This window comes from Streptomyces sp. NRRL WC-3618 (assembly GCF_001280005.1).
Taxonomy (GTDB): Bacteria; Actinomycetota; Actinomycetes; order Streptomycetales; family Streptomycetaceae; genus Streptomyces.
Genome location: NZ_LGDW01000489.1, coordinates 86,985 through 101,497 on the forward strand (window position 1 = coordinate 86,985; position 14,513 = coordinate 101,497).

11 protein-coding genes are annotated in these 14,513 nt (G+C 71.3%); 7 read left to right on the plus strand and 4 right to left on the minus strand.

The annotated features are described in order from the left end of the window. Positions 1-34: 34 nt before the first annotated feature. On the minus strand, positions 35-3,334 hold the full coding sequence (locus ADL01_RS39215; protein ID WP_078961040.1) for a BTAD domain-containing putative transcriptional regulator: 3,300 nt from the start codon (positions 3,332-3,334) through the stop codon (positions 35-37). Between the two features lie 447 nt (positions 3,335-3,781). On the opposite strand from ADL01_RS39215, the gene ADL01_RS39220 reads away from it, so the two are divergent. From ADL01_RS39220 to ADL01_RS39250, 7 genes are all read left to right on the plus strand, one after another. Beyond that, entirely contained in the window at positions 3,782-5,134 is a 1,353-nt protein-coding gene (locus ADL01_RS39220; RefSeq protein ID WP_053746861.1) for an enolase C-terminal domain-like protein, read from the plus strand. Next, positions 5,131-5,898, plus strand: a complete 768-nt coding sequence (locus ADL01_RS39225) for an SDR family NAD(P)-dependent oxidoreductase (protein ID WP_053746862.1) — start codon at positions 5,131-5,133, stop codon at positions 5,896-5,898. Before ADL01_RS39220 ends, ADL01_RS39225 begins: the two co-directional genes overlap by 4 nt. Positions 5,899-6,035: 137 nt before the next feature. Continuing rightward, positions 6,036-7,076 carry a sugar ABC transporter substrate-binding protein gene (locus tag ADL01_RS39230; RefSeq protein WP_053746863.1) on the plus strand — a complete coding sequence of 347 codons (1,041 nt, stop codon included), beginning with the start codon at positions 6,036-6,038 and terminating at the stop codon, positions 7,074-7,076. An 83-nt stretch (positions 7,077-7,159) separates the two neighbouring features. After that, a complete protein-coding gene (locus ADL01_RS39235; protein ID WP_053746864.1) occupies positions 7,160-8,713 on the plus strand; it encodes a sugar ABC transporter ATP-binding protein in 1,554 nt (517 codons plus the stop codon). Beyond that, positions 8,706-9,719 carry an ABC transporter permease gene (locus ADL01_RS39240; protein WP_053746865.1) on the plus strand — a complete coding sequence of 338 codons (1,014 nt, stop codon included), beginning with the start codon at positions 8,706-8,708 and terminating at the stop codon, positions 9,717-9,719. Before ADL01_RS39235 ends, ADL01_RS39240 begins: the two co-directional genes overlap by 8 nt. Positions 9,720-9,839: 120 nt before the next feature. Next, positions 9,840-12,302: a SpoIIE family protein phosphatase gene (locus tag ADL01_RS39245; protein WP_053746866.1), complete on the plus strand. Its 2,463-nt coding sequence runs from the start codon at positions 9,840-9,842 to the stop codon at positions 12,300-12,302. Positions 12,303-12,448: 146 nt separating this feature from the next. Then, positions 12,449-13,009: a GNAT family N-acetyltransferase gene (locus ADL01_RS39250; RefSeq protein ID WP_053746867.1), complete on the plus strand. Its 561-nt coding sequence runs from the start codon at positions 12,449-12,451 to the stop codon at positions 13,007-13,009. Between the two features lie 109 nt (positions 13,010-13,118). Here the strand turns inward: ADL01_RS39250 and ADL01_RS39255 are convergent, their stop codons facing one another. From ADL01_RS39255 to ADL01_RS39260, 3 genes are all read right to left on the minus strand, one after another. After that, on the minus strand, positions 13,119-13,493 hold the full coding sequence (locus tag ADL01_RS39255; RefSeq protein ID WP_159049757.1) for a hypothetical protein: 375 nt from the start codon (positions 13,491-13,493) through the stop codon (positions 13,119-13,121). Continuing rightward, positions 13,430-13,786: a hypothetical protein gene (locus tag ADL01_RS45125; RefSeq protein WP_159049758.1), complete on the minus strand. Its 357-nt coding sequence runs from the start codon at positions 13,784-13,786 to the stop codon at positions 13,430-13,432. Before ADL01_RS45125 ends, ADL01_RS39255 begins: the two co-directional genes overlap by 64 nt. A 66-nt stretch (positions 13,787-13,852) precedes the next feature. Next, entirely contained in the window at positions 13,853-14,446 is a 594-nt protein-coding gene (locus ADL01_RS39260; RefSeq protein WP_234354963.1) for a TetR/AcrR family transcriptional regulator, read from the minus strand. Positions 14,447-14,513: the final 67 nt, after the last annotated feature.

The window sequence follows — 14,513 nt, forward strand, 5'->3', positions numbered from 1 at the left end:
TGGCTGTGCCACGGCGCGCGACGTGAGCCGTTCGTCAGTCGAGGGTGCTGATCACCCGCTCGTACTCGCGCTGCGCGCGCTCCGCCGCCGCCGTGCTGCCCGCCTCGCGGTGGGCGGCGACCAGCAGTTGCCACGAGCGGTCGCGGTACCGGTCCAGTTCGAGGCTGCGGCGGGCAGCTTCGGACGCCTCGACCGGGCGCGCCAGCGCCAGTTCAGCCTCCGCGAGCGCGCCGGTGACGTCGGCGGCCCGGATGCGCAGCCGTCGGCGTTCCGCCACCACCCACTCGGCGGGGCCGACTTCGGGCAGCAGGCTCCCGGCGTAGCAGAGGTGGGCGGCCCGCAGGGTGTCGGCGATCTCCTCCGTACGTCCGGTGTTGCGGATGCGCCGCCAGGCGGCGACGGCCTGCTCGAACTCGAGGACGTCGCACGCATCGGTAGGCGCCAGGGCGATGCGGTAGGACTCGCCGTCCCGCAGCAGCAGCCGGTGGTCACCGCGCCCGGCCTCGGGTTCGAGGAAGCCGCGCAGCTGGGAGATGGCCACCTGCAGATTACGTATGCCCGCCTCCGGCTTCAGATCAGGCCAGAGCGCCTCGAGCAGGCGCTCCCGGTGGACCAGCCGGGGCGTGTGGATGGCCAGCAACTGGAACAGCGCGCGGACTTTGGGGCGCAGCGCCGAGCAGTCCAGTTTCCGGCCCCCGCGTTGTACCTGGAACACCCCGAAGCAGCGGATCTCCAGCTGGGGACCCGACGGCGCGGCGGGCGGCCCGGCGGGGCGCACCGCATTCGGCGCGGGCACCGGTACGTCATCCGTCGCGTCGGCGAGGCGTGCCTCGGCCCTGGCGCGTTCGGCGAGGGGCACCGCGTCGCACGCCGCCGCGAGTTCGGCGGCCCGGCGCAGCAGAGGGACCGCCTCCCGGTCACGTCCGAGGCGGCGCAGCGCCGTACCGTGGTCGGTGAGCACCCGGGCCAGCGGCAGCCGCGCGTGCGGACCGCCCAGCGAGGCCTCCGCCTCCTCGAACAGACGCGGCGCGTCCTCGGCGTCGGCCACCAGCGCGCAGGCGTGCAGGGCGGTGCCGATCGCCTTGGGACGGCCCCAGCGGCGCGCGAGCGCCAACTCCGCCTCGGCGAGCCGCCGTACGCGCTCACCCTCACCCTCGCCCTCGTGCGCGTGATCGCCGAGAGCCGCGAACGCCCGCGTGGCCCACGACCGCCAGGAACCGTAGGACACGCCACGGATGTTGTGGCTCAGCAGCAGGGCGCCGTAGTCGAGGAACTCGGTCATCGCTCCGCGCGCGTCCCCTCGCGCCAGGAGCAACCGGCCCCGCCCGGAGCCGAGTTCGGGATGGGATCTGGAGCCGCCAGTCTGCCCGACCCCGACCCCGACCCCGAGCAGCCGGGCCGCCTCCGCCGTCTCGCCCCGCTCGACGAGGAGATGCGCCAGCAGGCTCTGCTCCTGCAACCAGGGGAACAGTCTTACGTCGACACCGGATCGTTTGAGCAGGATGGTGGAGCTTCGGGCCGCCTCCATCGCCTCGCCGAGCCGTCCCACGTCGTACAGGAGCCGGCACCGCACCGCGTGCGCGATCGCCGAGCCCAGTTGGTCACCCTCGCTGTCGGCCTGGGCGGTCCCCAGGTCGCAGTAGTGGAGCGCCGCGTCGTCGTCCTCGACCCGGCCCAGCGTGAGCACGTTCGCCCAGTACAGGATGCGGTCGAGGAAGTGGCCCGGCGAGGGCCCGGTGAGGACGCCGAGGGCCAGTGTCCGCGCCTCGTCCGCCGAGCCGTCGTGGCGACAGCACTGCACGGCGCGGACCGTGTCCAGGCACTGCTGGGCGATCGTGTCCTGCCACTTCCTGCCGCTCAGACCGGTCGCACGCCGGTTCATCTCGATGGCGGGTGCCATGTCCACCAGGGCCGAGACCATCGCCTGTGCCTCGAGGCGTACGGAGAGCGACTCCACCTTCGCCAGCCGCAGCGAGGTACGGTCCAGCACCGTCCGCGCCTCCTCCGCGCGGCCGAACATCAGCAGGGCGCCGGCCAGATGGCCGGCGATGTCGACGCAGGCCGCGTCTTCGTGCGAGGACTCGGCCGGGCCGGTGGGCACACACGCCCGCGCCCACGGCCGGGGCTCTCGCAGGGCGCGTCGCAGATAGCGCTCGCCGGCCCGCGGTCTGCCCTCGGCCATCGCGGCGACGCCGGCGTCGTGCAGGATCTCGCCGGCCCAGGCGTCGATCCCCGGGCTGGTGTGCACCAGGTGCTCCGCCACCTCGGCCTTCTCGGCTCCCGTCTCGTGCAGCACCCGGGCGGCACGGGAGTGCAGCGTGTCGGCGGTGCTGACGGGCAGGAACCGCTCGATCGCCGCCGCGATGAGGGGACGGCGGAACGCCAGTGGCTGCTGGTTCACCAGCAGATGACGGCGTACGAGCCGGTCGACGGCGGACGCCGCCTCCGTGCCGGTCAGTCCCGCCAGCCGCCCGGCGATCGCCAACTCGGCGTGGTCGCCGAGCACGGCGACGGCCTGGGCCATCGACACCGCGGCCCGGCCGAGGCCGCGCATCCGCGCGTAGGCGTCGTCGGCCGCGGATTCCGGCGCGTACTGGGCCAGATGGCGGCCGGTCTCCTCGTCGGGCGTCGCTCCGTTCGCGACGAGTGCGTCGAGCAGCGCCCGCAGCAGCCGGGGATTGCCTCCGGTCTCGCGTACGACCGCGCGCAGGAATCCCGGGTCGCACTCGTCGGACAGGGCGGACCGGACGAGCCGCTCGACACTCGCGGGGGCCAGGCCGACGAGGGTGGTGCGCCGGCAGAGGTCGGCGAGCTCGCCGAACGGCGCCGGAGCGGCGACGGGCTCCCCCGTCCGCGCGCTCCCCAACAGCGTCACCTGGGGCGTACGGCACTGGCTCACCATGCGGCCCAGCCAGTGCAGCGAGGGCCCGTCGCACCAGTGGAGGTCGTCCAGGACCAGCAGGATCGGAGCACCGTCCGATGCCACGGCGAGAGCCTGCTCGAACTCACGGTAGTGGGGTGCCGAACTGGACAGGAAGTCAACGCCCACTCCGCCTCCCACTCCCAGGGATGTCTGGAGGGAGTGGAGCAACCGCGAAGCCGTGCTGTAGGCCGATTGCTTTTCTGCCGGGTGTAATCGAATATGCGCCACGGAGAAGTCGAGCTTCTCGCCTTGCCTGGCCATTTCGGCGAGCAGGGTGCTGCGCCCTGCACCTGCCTCGCCCTCTACCAGGAGGGCGGTGGGCGTGCCGTTCGCGGCATCGCGGAGGTCCCGGAGAATTCCCTGTTTTTGGGCCTCACGTCCCTCTCGGGGCGATTTCGGCGTTTCCGTCATGCGGCGAGGAAGTGGTCGCGGGGTGTGTGCGGATTTTGCTCGGTTGCGACAGCGGATTCCCTCGCGCCCTGCTTTCGGCCGGTCCGCGCGATAACCGCCTGGCGCCCAGGAGTGCCTGACATGGTCGCAGCATAAGGGAGGCCCACCCGGAGATCACGGCTGTCGGTTACCGATATTGCGCACGCTTTTCCTCATACTGTGTGCCGACTCTTTGTGCTGCGGTATTTCGTTTATTTAACCCCGGAATGCGCAGCCGTGGCGTCTCGATCGACGAAGGCGCAGCGCAAGCGCGGGCGTAGGTGCGGGTGTGCGGACGCGACCGGAGCTTTAGGGCGATATAGACTCATTTGGGCTGTCAAAGTCCGCCGTCAGGCCCGATCCTCTCCCGATCTCGATCCCGATCCCGATCCTCTGGAGTCTCCCGATGACGTCGATGAGCCGCCTGCCATGACGCCCCACCCGACCCGGGGGCGGATCACGGCGCTGGACGCCTACGACATCCGGTTTCCCACGTCCCGTCGGCTCGAGGGATCGGACGCGATGAACCCCGATCCGGACTACTCGGCGGCGTACGTGATCATCCGTACCGATGTCGGGGACGGGCTGGAGGGGCACGGCTTCTGCTTCACCATCGGCCGGGGCAACGAGGTCGAGGTGGCGGCGATCAACGCGCTGCGCCCGCAGGTGGTCGGGCTGCCGCTGGCAGAGGCCCTGTCCGACCTCGGGGGATTCAGCGGATCGCTCGTCGGCGACAGTCAGCTGCGCTGGCTGGGGCCGGAGAAGGGCGTGACCCACATGGCCATCGGGGCCGTGGTCAACGCCGTGTGGGACCTGTACGCGAAGCGGGAGGGCAAGCCGCTGTGGAAGCTGCTGACCGACCTCGCACCCGAACAGGTGGTCGCGTTGATCGACTTCCGCTACATCGAGGACGCGCTGACCCCCGACGAGGCGCTGGGCATCCTGCGCCGGGCGCGAGGCGGGACACGGGAGCGGGAGGCGCGACTCCTCGCCGAGGGGTATCCGGCGTACGCCACCTCTCCCGGCTGGCTCGGTTACCCGGACAGCAAGGTCGCCGGGCTCGCCCGTGAGGCCGTGGACAGCGGGTTCGGGCAGATCAAACTCAAGGTCGGCGCCCGCCTGGACGACGATGTACGGCGGTGCCGTACCGCGCGGGAGACCATCGGCCCCGGGGTGCGGATGGCGCTGGACGCCAATCAGCGCTGGGGAGTCGCCGAGGCGGTCGAATGGATCCGGCGACTGGCGGAGTTCGACCCGTACTGGATCGAGGAGCCGACCAGCCCGGACGACGTTCTCGGTCTCGCGGAGATCCGCCGACAGGTGGCGCCGGTGCGGGTGGCGACGGGCGAACACGTGCACAACCGCGTGATGTTCAAGCAGCTGCTCCAGGCGGACGCGATCGACTTCCTGCAAGTGGACGCCTGCCGGGTCGGGGGAGTCAACGAGAACCTGGCGATCCTCCTGCTCGCCGCCAAGTTCGGCATCCCGGTGTGCCCGCACGCGGGTGGGGTGGGCCTGTGCGAGCTCGTGCGGCACCTGGCGATGTTCGACTTCCTGGCGGTCTCCGGCACCCTCCAGGACCGGGTCATCGAGTACGTCGATCATCTGCACGAGCACTTCCTCGACCCGGCGGTGATCGTCCGGGGGCGGTACGCGGCCCCGACCGCCCCCGGTTTCAGCTCGGAGATGCGGCCCGAGTCCCTCGCCGCGTACGCGTTCCCCGGCGGCGCCGCCTGGCAGACCCCGTACGACGCTCCACTGGCCGAGGGCTCCCCGGCATGAGCGCCGGGAAGGAGTTCCAGGGGATGTCCGCGCTGGTCACCGGCGGGGCGTCCGGGATCGGTCTGACCACCGCCCTGACGCTGGCCGCGAAGGGGTGCGAGGTCGCGGTGCTCGACCGGGTTCCCGGGCCGGCGCCCGCAGGGCTGCACCAGGTGTGGGCCGACGTCGGGGACGCCGCGGCGGTGGACGACGCCGTGAGCCGGGTCGTCGACCTGTTCGGAGGCCTGGACGTGCTGGTCAACAACGCGGGCATCGGCGCGCTGGGCACCGTGGAGGACAACCCGGACGACGAATGGCACCGCGTGCTGGACACCAACGTGCTCGGCATCGTCCGCACCAGCCGGGCGGCGCTGCCGTATCTGCGCCGGTCCCCCAGCGCGGCCATCGTCAACACCTGCTCGGTCGCGGCGCTGGCCGGGCTACAGCAGCGGGCGCTGTACTCGGCCAGCAAGGGCGCGGTGTTGGCGCTGACCCTGGCGATGGCCGCCGACCACATCGGCGAGGGCATCCGGGTCAACTGCGTCACCCCGGGGACCGTGGACACCCCCTGGGTGGCTCGGCTGCTCGCGGACTCCGACGACCCGGAGGCCGAACGCGCCGCCCTCATCGCCCGCCAGCCCACCGGCCGCCTGGTCACCGCCCAGGAGGTCGCCGACGCCATCGCGTATCTCGCCGGGCCACTGGCCGGCGCCACCACCGGGACGGCACTCGCCGTCGACGGGGGGATACAGGGCATCCGCAGACGCCCGGACTCCTTCCACTGACCAGCACCTCACCACGTACCGAAACCCACGTACCGAAACCCACGTACCGAAACCCACCGACCGAAACCCACTCACCGAGACCCCACCCACAGAAACGCACCCAGCACCCACCGCCCACCCACCCGGAGCCGAGCACCATGAAGCGTCGTATCGCCGCTGTCGGAGCAGCCCTCGCACTCGGCTGCGCGCCGGCCGTCACCGCCTGCGGTGGGGGCACGAGCAGCACCACCGACTCCGCTTCGGGCAAGGTCGGGGTCGTGCTGCCGTTCCTCACCTCACCGTTCTGGGAGTCGTACGCCTCCTACGTCCCCCAGCAGGCCGCCGACCAGGACGTCGACGTGCTGCGGTTGGTGAACTCGGACGCCGATCCGAGCAAACAGATCACCGACATCCAGAATCTGCTCGCCCGGAACGTGAAGGGCCTGGTCGTCTCTCCCCTGGACTCCGCAGCGATCGTCGCGGGGCTGAACGCCGCGCAGCGCAAGGGCGTCCCGGTGGTCGCCGTGGACGTGGCGCCCGACAAGGGCAAGGTCGCGATGGTGGTCAGGGCCGACAACCGTGCCTTCGGGGAGAAGGCCTGCCGGCAGATCGGCGACGCGGTGAAGACGGGCAAGGTCGTACAGATCCAGGGCGATCTGGCGTCGATCAACGGACGGGACCGGTCGGAGTCGTTCAGCGCGTGCGTCAAAAAGAACTATCCCGGCATCAAGGTGCTGAACATCCCCGCCGTCTGGAAGTCGGAGAGGGCGGCGGCCGGTCTGGAGGCGCTGTACACCGCCAACCCCGACATCAAGGGCATCTACCTGCAGTCCGGCGGCGTGTATCTGGCCCCCACACTGAGCGTGCTGCGGCGGCATAACGCGCTGGTGGAGGCCGGTTCTCCCCGGCACCTCGTGATCGCCTCCAACGACGGCATCCCGCAGGAGCTGGACGCGATCCGCAAGGGCCTGATCGACGCGACGGTCTCCCAGCCGGCCGACCAGTACGCCAAGTACGGCATCTACTACATCAAGCGGGCGATGGCGGGCGACACCTTCCATCCGGGCCCGACCGACCACGACAGCACCATCGTCAAGCTGCCCGGCGGAATCCTGGAGGACCAGCTCTCCGCGCCGCTGGTGACCAAGGCCAACGCCGGCGACCCGTCGCTGTGGGGCAACAGCATCGGCAAGAGCTGACCGGATCGGCAAGCCAACCGCATCGGCAAGAGCTCCTGACTCTCGGGAGAACCGTCTTTCCCCGGCACCCAGGAAGCGAGAGGGTGAGGAACCTGACGCCACCGACCGAACCCCGCGCCGACGGAGGCGACCCCCACCCGGTCGTCGAGGCCCACGGGATCCACAAGCGTTACGGGCCCACCGTGGCCCTGGACGACGTGCGGATCGCCGTCCGGCCAGGTGAGTCGCATGCCCTGGTCGGCCGTAACGGGGCCGGGAAGTCGACCCTGGTGGCCATTCTGACCGGACTGCAAAAGCCGGACAGCGGCGTCGTCCTGTTCGACGGCCGACCGGCGCCCGCCCCGGCGGACCGTGAGGCATGGCAGCGGCGGGTCGCCTGCGTCTACCAGCAGCCGACGATCATCCCCGACCTCACCGTCGCCGAGAACCTGTACGTCAACCGGCAGCCCACCCTGCGCGGCCAGGTGATCAGCTGGCGGCGGATGCGCGCGGCGGCCCGCGAACTGCTGGACGAATGGGGTGTGGAGGTCGACGAGAACGTACCGGCCGGCGGGCTCACCGTCGAGGACGCCAAAATGGTGGAGATCGCACGGTCGATCTCGCGCGGAACCCGGTTCATCATCCTGGACGAGCCGACCGCCCAGCTGGACAGCAGGGCGATCGACCGCCTGTTCACCCACGTCCGGCGGTTGCAGCGGGCCGGGATCACCTTCCTCTACATCTCCCACCATCTGGAGGAGGTGTACGCCGTCTGCCAGGCCGTCACCGTGCTCCGGGACGCCCGCTGGATCACCACGGCCCCCGTGGGCGAGCTGGGCAGCACCGAACTCGTCCATGCGATGACCGGAGAGCGGGACACGGGCGCCGCGCCCGGCACCGCAGGGATCCGGTCGTCGTCGGCGGACGCGCCCGTGGCCGTACGGGTGAGCCGGCTGAGCGGGCCGCGTTTCACGGACGTCAGCTTCGCCGTCCGGTCCGGTGAGACGGTGGGGCTGACGGGCCTCGCGGGCTCCGGCAGCCAGCAGGTCGCCGAGGCGCTGGCCGGGCTGCGGCGGCCCGACAGCGGGCGGATCGAGGTGCTCGGCCGTCCGACGCGACCGGCCGGCGTCGCCGCGGCGCTCGCGGCGGGCGTGGGCTGCGTACCGCGCGACCGGCACCACGAAGGGCTGGTTCCGGAGCTGTCGGTGGCCGAGAACGCCTCCATGACCATCACGGACCGGCTGGGGCGGCTGGGCGTGATCTCGCGCCGGGCCCGGGACGCCTTCGCCCGGCGGACGATCACCGATCTCGACATCACGACGGACGGCCCGTACCAGCCGGTCCGGAACCTGTCGGGCGGCAACCAGCAGAAGGTCGTCATGGGCCGGGCCCTGGCCACCGATCCGGCGGTACTGGTGCTCATCCACCCGACGGCGGGTGTCGACGTGAAGTCCAGACGGACGCTGCTGTCGGTCGTGGACCGGGCCAGGGCCGCCGGACGCGCGGCGCTCGTCGTCTCGGACGAGCTGGCGGACCTGCGGACCTGCGACCGCGTCCTGGTGATGGTCAACGGCTCGCTCGCCGCCGAGTACGCCGTCGGCTGGACCGACGAGGAACTGGTGGCCGCGATCGAAGGGGTCGGCACCGGCCATGCCTGACGCCACCCCGAACACGCCGACACCCGGCCGTCGGTCTCTCCGGGTGATCGCCCTGGGCCGGATCCGCGACCTGGCGCTGTTGCCCGCCGTGCTCCTGCTGCTGGTCATCGGCGCGGTCACCAACGACAGCTTCCTCGAGCGGGAGAACCTGCTGAACGTACTCAGCGCGTCCTCGGCGCTCGGACTGCTGGTGCTCGCCGAGGCGATGATCCTGATCAGCGGCAAGATGGATCTGTCGCTGGAGTCGATCGCGGGGCTCGCCCCGGCCCTCGGGTTCATGGTCGTGATCCCGGCCGCCTCGGCGGGTTTCGGCAGCGAGCTGCCCACCTGGTTCGGCCTGCTGGTCATCCCGCTCACCGGGGCGCTGATCGGGGCCGTGAACGGGCTGCTGATCGTCAAGCTCCAGCTCAACGGCTTCATCGTGACCCTGGCGATGAACATCGTGCTGCGCGGACTCCTGGTCGGCATGGTCTCCGGCCAGACCCTGTTCGACGCCCCCGCCGCGTTCTTCACCCTCGGCTCCGCCAACTGGCTCGGCGTCCCCCTCGCCGTGTGGGTGACCGGCGCCTGTTTCGCCGTCGCCGGGTGGGCGCTGCGCTACCACCGGCTGGGGCGCGCGGTGTACGCGGTGGGCGGCAACACCCCCGCCGCGCGGGCCGCGGGCATCCGGACCGACCGGGTGGCCTGGGGGGTTCTGGTCATCGGCGGGACGCTGGCCGCGCTGGCCGGTCTGGTGATCGCCGGACGGGTCGGGGCGATCAACGCCAACCAGGGGCAGGGCCTGATCTTCACCGTGTTCGCCGCCGCCGTCATCGGCGGCATCAGCCTCAACGGCGGCAGGGGATCGCTGGCGGGGGCGCTGCTCGGGGTCCTGCTGCTGGGCATGCTGGAGAACCTGCTCACCCTGGCGCAGGTGTCGTCCTTCTGGATCCAGGCCATCTACGGCGCGATCATCCTGCTGGCCCTGATGATCGCCCGGCTCACCACCGGCGAGGGCCAGGAGTAAGCCCAGGAGAGACGGGAGTAAGCCCAGGAGAGAGCGGTAGGAGGAGAAGCACCGCCGGGTGATACGTCATAGAATTGCCCGTATGCCATCCGCTGCCATCCGCCAGATGGGACGGCTTTCATGATGTTCCCCAGGGAGGCAGAGCCGGACGGAACGCATGGACCGTTCGAGGCGGCGAACGTGGCCGCCGCAGTGATCGACGCGAAGGGCACGGTCATCGGCTGGACGGGGGCCGCCGAGCGGCTCCTCGGATACGGCGCGGCGGAGATCCTCGACCGGTCCGCCACCGCTCTGCTGGCGTCGCCGGAAGACGCCTCACGGGCGGCCGGGGTCGCCAAGGCGTGCGGGACCCGGGAGAGCTGGGGCGGCCTGGTGGGCGCCCGGCACCGCGACGGCCACCGGGTCGAGGTCGGGCTGCGGGTGACCGCGATGTCCGACACCGACGACCGCAGGGCGTGGCTCGTCTCGGCGATCGACCTGTCGAAGGCACCGACCTGGGCGGTCAGCGGGGAGGTGCTGGAAGGATTCCTCACCCGCTCACCACTCGGTATGGCCGTGCTCAGCCCGGACCTGCGGTACGTGTGGATGAACGACACCCTGGAGCGCTACGGCGGTGTCCCGCGCGACCAGCGGCTCGGGCGCCGGATGTCGGAGTCGCTGCCGGGCCTGAACACCGACGCCCTCGAGGCACAGATGCGGCGGGTGCTGGAGACGGGCAAGCCGGTCGTCGACTACGAGTACCGGGGCTGGACCTGGGCGGATCCGCACCAGGAACACGCCTACTCCACCTCCTTCTTTCGGCTCGACGACCCCGAGGGCAACCCGCTGGGCGTCTGCTACATGGGCATGGACGTCACCGACCGCTGGCGGGCCCGGGAGCGACTGGCCCTGCTCAGTGAGGCCAGCGCCCGTATCGGGGGCACTCTGAACGTGCTGGCGACCGCCCAGGAGCTGGCCGACTTCGCGGTGCCGAGGCTCGCCGACTTCGTGACCGTCGATCTGCTGGAAGCGGTGCTGCACGGCGACGAACCCGGTTCGGGGCCGGTCGGCAGCGAGTATCTGGTGCGGCGCGCCGGGCAGCAGTCGATCCACGTGGGCTGCCCGGAGTCGGTGATCGCCACCGGCGGCTCGATCGACGCGCCCAGGTCGTCGCCGTACTTCGAGACCATGGCGAACGGCACCGCCGTGCTGGAACCGTTCCTGGACCCGGTCACCGCCCCGTGGATCTCGGAGGATCCGGCGCGGGCCAGGAGCATCGCGAAATTCGGGATGCACTCGGCGATGTGGGTGCCACTGTCGGTGCGCGGCACCGTGCTGGGGGTGGCCTCCTTCGTCCGTATGGAGCATCCCCAGCCGTTCGAGGAGGACGATCTGGTGCTCGCCGAGGAGCTGGTCAGCCGGGCCGCGGTGTGGGTGGAGAACGCCCGCCGCTACACCCGTGAGCACGCCTCCGCCCTGGCCCTCCAACGCAGTCTGCTCCCGCAGGGACTGAACGGGGGCACAGCCATGGAGGTCGCCTCGCGCTATCTGCCGACCGACGTGCGGGAAGGGGTGGGCGGCGACTGGTTCGACGTGATCCAGCTGTCCGGCGCCCGGGTCGCCCTGGTCGTCGGTGACGTCGTCGGACACGGCCTCAACGCGGCGGCGACCATGGGCAGGCTGCGTACGGCCGTCCAGACGCTCGCCGACATGGACCTGCCGCCCGACGAACTGCTGGCCCACCTGGACGACCTGGTGATCCGCCTGACGGAGGAGAAGGGCGGCGACGACGAACCCATCGCCACCGCCGTACTGGGCGCCACCTGCCTCTACGCCGTCTACGACCCGGTCACCCAGCTGTGCACCATGGCCCGCGCCGGACATCCGCCGCCCGCCGTGGTCAGCCCCGGCGGCAAGGTCACCTTCCCCGACCTGCCGTCGGGCCCTCCGCTGGGCCTCGGTTCGCTGCCCTTCGAGTCCGCCGAGATCTCCCTCCCCGAGGGAAGCCTGATCGCCCTCTACACCGACGGCCTGATCGAGAGCAGCGACCAGGACATCGACGTCGGGCTGTCTCGCCTCAGCGATGTGCTCGCGCAGTCCGGCCTGCCGCTGGAGGAGCTGTGCTCGGCGGTCGTGAACAACCTGCTGACCGGCCCGCAGACCGACGACGTCGCGCTGCTCCTGGCCCGCCCGCACGCGCTGGGCGCCGACCGGATCGCCTCGTGGGACCTGCCGACGGATCCGGCGATCGTCGCGAGCGCCCGGGAACTGGCCGTCCGCCAGCTCATCGGATGGGGGCTGGACGACCTGGCGATGACCACGGAACTGGTGGTCAGCGAACTGGTCACCAACGCCATCCGGCACGGCACGGGACCCGTCAGGCTCCGCATGATCCGCCACGACAAGCTGATCTGCGAGGTGTCCGACGCCAGCAACACCTCCCCCCGGATGGGCCATGCGCGGACCACCGACGAGGGCGGCCGGGGCCTGTTCCTGGTGGCCCAGCTGACCCGCCGCTGGGGGACGCGCTACACCCAGGCGGGCAAGATCATCTGGGCCGAACAGGACCTGCCGGGGCGGAAGGGCCAGGGGGGCGGAAGCTGACGGTCCGGGCGCACACCCGTACGACCCGTACGCCGCTCGGCAGGCCCGAGGCGTGCCTCGGCGGGGTGCCCTGGCGGGCGGCCCGCATAAGCTCGGCGGCGGCGGGGCAGGCTGGCTGCCGGGCGTCGTGGGCGAGGGGGCTGGATATGGGCGAGGTGTTCTTCCGCAGGCTGAGCCGGTGGCAGGCCGACAGCGACCGGGAAGAGCTGGCGGACCTGTACGTCGCTGCCTACCAGGAACCCCCGGGCGAGGAATACCGCAACCGGGAACGCTTCCTGGCCAGGCTCGCGGAGGATGTCCAGCGGCCAGGCTTCGACATGGTCGTGGCCGACGACCAGGACGGCGAGGACGACGAACCCGCGGGGGTGGCGTACGGATATCCGCTGCACCGTGACGGCTCGTGGTGGCGGGGATTCGTCGGTGTGGTTCCCGACGAGGTCGAGGAACTCACGGCTTCCGGCAAGGTGTTCGTCATCGCCGAGTCGATGGTGCTGCCGGAGCACCGCCGGCGCGGGATCGGCGGACGCCTCCACCAGAGGCTGCTCACCGGTGCCTCCGCCGCGGAACTGGCGGTCGTCCTGCTCGGTCCCACCGGCACGGAGGCACAGGCCGCGTTCCGGGCATGGGGCTGGGAGGAGCTCGGTGAACTGCGTCCCGATGCCGGGGGTTCCGTCTTCCGGGTGCTCACCAGGGCACTGCCGAACTGAGCTCCGGCGGCGTACCCGGCCCGTACGGCCGCTCGCTCCGGGACAGACCCCAGGTCAGACATCTGACCTGGGGTCTCCTGTTTCGTGCGTAGTCAGCTTTCGTCGGTGGTCAGCGAGTGACCATGACCGCGTCCAGGTGCACGGTGGAGCGTCCCGCGGTGCTGGCGGACAGTACTTTCAGCTGCGCTGTGTGGGTGGTGATCCTGGTACCGAGTGTGTGCGTGAACACCACCTGGCGGTAGCCCGTTGTCGGGGCGTACAGGTTCACGGTGCCCACCGTGGCGCCGTCGACGATCACCGCGAAGCGGCCGCCGTCGGACCTGCGGGTCGCCACGATCCGCAGCTGGGTGCCGTCGGCCGTGAAGGACACCGTGGCGCCCTTCGTGGCGGACACCCGCTCGGTCTTCGCCCAGGCCGACGTCACCGACGCCGACGACCAGGTTCCCTTGTGGGACAGCACCGAGGACCGGTCGTCGACGGGCACACCGGTCGCGCCGCCGCGCTCCACGCGCCGGTCTGACCCGCGTCGTCGTGGGCGCGCGCGGAGAAGCGGTACGTCAGACCGGGCGTCGGCCCGACCGGGCTGCCGGACGCGCCGAACACCGCCGACTTCGCCGTGGTGCGGTTGCGCCAGGTCTGGAGCGGACCGAGCTTCCATTCGCCGGTGCCGCTGCGGGTGACGACCCGGCGGCCGATGTCGTACGACGTCACGCCCGCCGTCTTCGCCGCCCAGCTGACCGGGTTGTGTGGATCATGGCGATACGGAGCGGCCGTCACCGACTGTCCCGCTCCGGTCGGGCCGCGCCGGGCGCGTGGGACGGGCGGCGCGGGCGGGAGGTGCGCTCAGTCCTTCGCGAGCCCCTGGAGGAGCAGTGCCACCAGGCGGCGCGGGTCGTACCGAGTGTCGCTGTCATGGCCGATGCAGAGGTTGCCGATGCCGCGCATCAGCTCGTAGGGCCGCGTACCGGGCCTGATCTCCCTGGCGTTGACGGCCGCGTCGAGCAACTGCCCGCAGACCGGTACCAGGCGGTCGAGGAAGTAGGCGTGCAGGGCGTCGAAGCCGCTGGTGTCCGACTGCATCGCGTTGGCGAGGCCGTGCTTGGTGACCAGGAAGTCGACGAACAGGTCGACCCACTGGACCAGTGCGGCGAGCGGTGAGCCGGTCGCGGCGAGCAGGGTCGGGCCGGCCTCGGCGCAGGCCTCGACCTGGTGGCGGTAGACGGCGACGACGAGATCCGCCCGCGTCGGGAAGTGCCGGTAGATCGTCCCCATCCCGACGCCCGCCCTGGCCGCGATCTCGCGGATCGGCGCGTCGACGCCGGAGGTGACGAACACCGCGGCGGCGGCGGTGAGCAGCGTCTGCTGGTTGCGCTGCGCGTCGGCCCGCCTGCTCCGGGCGGGCACGGGCACCTCTCCGGACTTGTCCGCAGGATTCACCACGCTGTCCCTCCTCCACCCCATCCGCTCTCTCCGTCGGCTTTGACAAAGCGGAACAGTGCTCCGT

Excerpts from the sequence above, each read along its gene's own strand:
- ADL01_RS39215 (WP_078961040.1), bottom strand. The coding sequence starts at position 3,334 with ATGACGGAAACGCCGAAATCGCCCCGAGAGGGACGTGAGGCCCAAAAA.
- ADL01_RS39220 (WP_053746861.1), top strand. The coding sequence starts at position 3,782 with ATGACGCCCCACCCGACCCGGGGGCGGATCACGGCGCTGGACGCCTAC.
- ADL01_RS39225 (WP_053746862.1), top strand. The coding sequence starts at position 5,131 with ATGAGCGCCGGGAAGGAGTTCCAGGGGATGTCCGCGCTGGTCACCGGC.
- ADL01_RS39230 (WP_053746863.1), top strand. The coding sequence starts at position 6,036 with ATGAAGCGTCGTATCGCCGCTGTCGGAGCAGCCCTCGCACTCGGCTGC.
- ADL01_RS39240 (WP_053746865.1), top strand. The coding sequence starts at position 8,706 with ATGCCTGACGCCACCCCGAACACGCCGACACCCGGCCGTCGGTCTCTC.
- ADL01_RS39245 (WP_053746866.1), top strand. The coding sequence starts at position 9,840 with ATGATGTTCCCCAGGGAGGCAGAGCCGGACGGAACGCATGGACCGTTC.
- ADL01_RS39250 (WP_053746867.1), top strand. The coding sequence starts at position 12,449 with ATGGGCGAGGTGTTCTTCCGCAGGCTGAGCCGGTGGCAGGCCGACAGC.